General features: G+C 62.8%; 3 protein-coding genes. 2 read left to right on the top strand and 1 reads right to left on the bottom strand.

The window, feature by feature from the left end; genetic code table 11:
* A partial coding sequence (locus VZ95_RS18335) for an iron-sulfur cluster assembly protein (RefSeq protein WP_045777144.1) occupies window positions 1-288 on the bottom strand: 288 nt, incomplete at its 3' end.
* A 114-nt stretch (window positions 289-402) separates the two neighbouring features.
* Between VZ95_RS18335 and hflK the strand changes: the two genes are divergently transcribed.
* Together hflK and hflC are read left to right on the top strand one after the other, a co-directional pair.
* Window positions 403-1,644 (top strand): FtsH protease activity modulator HflK, encoded by a 1,242-nt coding sequence (gene hflK, locus VZ95_RS18330; protein WP_045777143.1) that lies wholly within the window; start codon window positions 403-405, stop codon window positions 1,642-1,644.
* A complete protein-coding gene (hflC, locus tag VZ95_RS18325; RefSeq protein ID WP_045777142.1) occupies window positions 1,641-2,525 on the top strand; it encodes a protease modulator HflC in 885 nt (294 codons plus the stop codon). The genes hflK and hflC overlap by 4 nt, the downstream gene beginning before the upstream one ends.
* The last annotated feature ends 290 nt before the right edge of the window (window positions 2,526-2,815 follow it).

Genomic DNA, 2,815 nt, shown 5'->3' with positions numbered 1-2,815 from the left:
GGCGGCGCTACGCTCGGCGGTGAGCACGGCGCTGACCGAGCGCACCCCCGGCACGGCGAGCACGGCGGCTTCGGCGGCTTTGCGCACGGGCTCCATCAGCGTGGCTTCCTTCGGGTCGATGGTAATGCCGAAAACGACATTCCCCTCACGTACCACGAGCCCGTCGATCCGCCCGGCGGCCATCAGCCCTTGGCTCGATTGCGGCAGCGTTACCCGGTCCAGCGCGGCCCGAATCGCCTTTTCTAAGGGCAACAAAGCGGGAACATCGCCGTTCGTGGTGGAAGTCATGCTTGTTTTCTCCTGTGAATCTTCACATATGCGTCGGGAAGATCTTGCATGGATGATATACGGTGCGGGGCCGCGTGTGAAAAGCGGGCGCGCAGCAGGAGGGAAGCAAAACGGATGTCTTGGAACAATAATTCCGGCGGACCCTGGGGCGGTGGCCCCGGTAAGGGCGATCCCAATAAGGGGGAGTCCGGTAAAAGCGGCAAGGGCGATCCCACGCCCGGCGGCGATGACAATGAGCCGATCAACCCCTGGGGGGCCAATAACGGCGGCAATAATCCTGGTCGCGGGCCGGGCTCGCGCGGGCCGACGCCGCCGTGGGGCAATAATGGGCCGGACCTCGAATCGCTCCTGCGCAAGGGCCGGCAAATGGGCTCGATGCTGCCCGGCGGCTTCGGGTCGGCGCGCGGCATTGGCCTTGCGGTGCTGGCCGGGCTGGCCGTGTGGCTGGCGAGCGGCTTCTACCGAGTGGAGCCCGATCAACAGGGCGTGGTGCTGACCTTCGGGCGCTGGACCGATACGACCTCCCCCGGTCTCAACTGGCACTGGCCGAGCCCGATTCAGAGTGTCGAGCGCCCGTCCGTTACGCGCGATAATCTCTTAAGCGTCGGCAAGCGCGTCGCGCTCGATCCGCGCACGGGCCGGGCGTCGGGCGAGGCGGCGGAAACCCTGATGCTGACCGGCGATGAAAATATCGTCGATATCGAATTCAATGTGCTGTGGCGCATCAAAGATGCGGGCGCGTATCTCTTCACCGCGCGCGAGCCGGAAAAGCTGATCCGCGTCGCCTCGGAAAGCGTCATGCGCCAGATCATCGCGCAGACGCCGATCCAGCAGGCGCTCACCGAAGGGCGCGGCAAGGTCGAAGCCGACACGCAGGTGCTGTTGCAGCAACTGGTCGATAGCTACGGCATTGGCGTCGAAATCCGTCAGTTGCAGCTTGCGCTGGTCGATCCGCCGCAGCCGGTGGTCGATGCCTTCAACGAAGTTCAGCGTGCCCGGTCGGACCGCGAACGCCTGCGTAACGAAGCCGAAGCCTATCGCAACGATATGATCCCGCGCGCGCGCGGCGATGCCGAGCGGCTGATTCAGGAAGCGCAAGCTTTTCGCGAAGAAGTGGTGAAGCGGGCCGAGGGCGATGCAAAACGCTTCCTGTCGGTTTACGAGAGCTACAAGGTTTCGAAAGACGTGACGACCCAGCGCCTCTATCTGGAAACGATGGAAGAAGTGCTGAAGAATAATCAGAAGATCATCATCGACAGCAAATCCGGCGGTCAGGGCGTGCTGCCCTATCTGCCGCTGCCGGAAGTGAAGCGCCTCACCCCGCCTGTGGTCGATACGACGGGAGTTAAACCATGAACCAGCGCACTCTCATCATCGCGGCGGGCCTGCTCATCGTCGGCCTGTTCACGGTAACGCGCACTTTCTTTATCCTGCCGCAGTATCAGCAGGCGCTGGTCACGCAGTTCGGGAACCCGGTGCGCGTCGTGCGGGAGCCGGGGCTTCAGGTGAAGATCCCCTTCATGCAAGACGTGCGCTTCTACGATAAGATGCTGCTTGAGGTGGACCCCCCCACTCAGGAAGTCATTCTGGGCGACCAGAAGCGCATTACGGTCGATGCCTATTCGCGCTATCGCATTACCGATCCGCTGGCCTTCTATCAGAATGTCCGCGACGAGGTAGGGGCACAGTCGCGTATCGCGCCGATCATCAATACCTCCATCCGGCGCGTGCTGGGGGCGGCACAGATGAGCACGATTCTGTCGAACGGGCGCGAAGCCCTGATGGCGGAAATCCAGAAGGAAGTGGATGAGCGCGCCAAAGCTTATGGCGTCGAAATCATCGACGTGCGCCTGCGCCGGGCCGATCTTCCGGAGCAAACCAGCGCGGCTGTGTTCCAGCGTATGCGCTCGGAACGCGACCGCGAGGCGAAGGAGTTGCGCGCCCAAGGCCAGGAGTTCGCCCAGCAAATCCGCAGCCGGGCCGACCGCGACCGCACGGTGATTATCGCAACCGCCCAGTCGGAAGCGCAATCGACCCGAGGCGAGGGCGAAGCCAAAGCCGTGCAAATCTATGCCGACGCCTTCGGCCAAGACCCGCAGTTCTTCGCCTTCTACCGCTCGATGCAAGCTTATCGGACGGCCCTAGGCCAGGGTGATTCGACGCTGGTTCTGTCGCCGGACAGCAGCTTCTTCCGCTTCTTCAACGCGCCGAACGCCGGGGCTTTGCCGGTGAAGTAAGGGGCTTAGGTGCCGGGGGCGGGACTCCCCGGCACGCTTCTTATGAGTGGGTTAGTAAGCCGCCAACCCGACGATAGAGCTATAGGGCGACCAACTCGGCGAGCTTGGCCGCGACGTCTGCCATAGAATTTTCGACAGTACTCAGGCCGCTTCGCGAGCCGAGCAGTGGGCTGACTTCACGGAGAGCTTCATATGTAGTGTTGTGCACGACTGGAACGAGTTGGTCACGTACCAGTAGTGCAGAAAGCTCCCTGTCGGCAATTCCCTCCGCTGGGAGCGCAGCAGCAGCG

Origin of the sequence: Elstera litoralis (assembly GCF_000963705.1) — a bacterium.
GTDB classification, from domain to species: domain Bacteria; phylum Pseudomonadota; class Alphaproteobacteria; order Elsterales; family Elsteraceae; genus Elstera; species Elstera litoralis.
The sequence above is the reverse complement of the archived record's forward strand: the minus strand, read 5'-3'. Positions and strand labels throughout refer to the sequence as shown.

Bases quoted from the DNA above. Each gene is read 5' to 3' on its own strand.
- hflK (WP_045777143.1), top strand. From the start codon at position 403: ATGTCTTGGAACAATAATTCCGGCGGACCCTGGGGCGGTGGCCCCGGT.
- hflC (WP_045777142.1), top strand. From the start codon at position 1,641: ATGAACCAGCGCACTCTCATCATCGCGGCGGGCCTGCTCATCGTCGGC.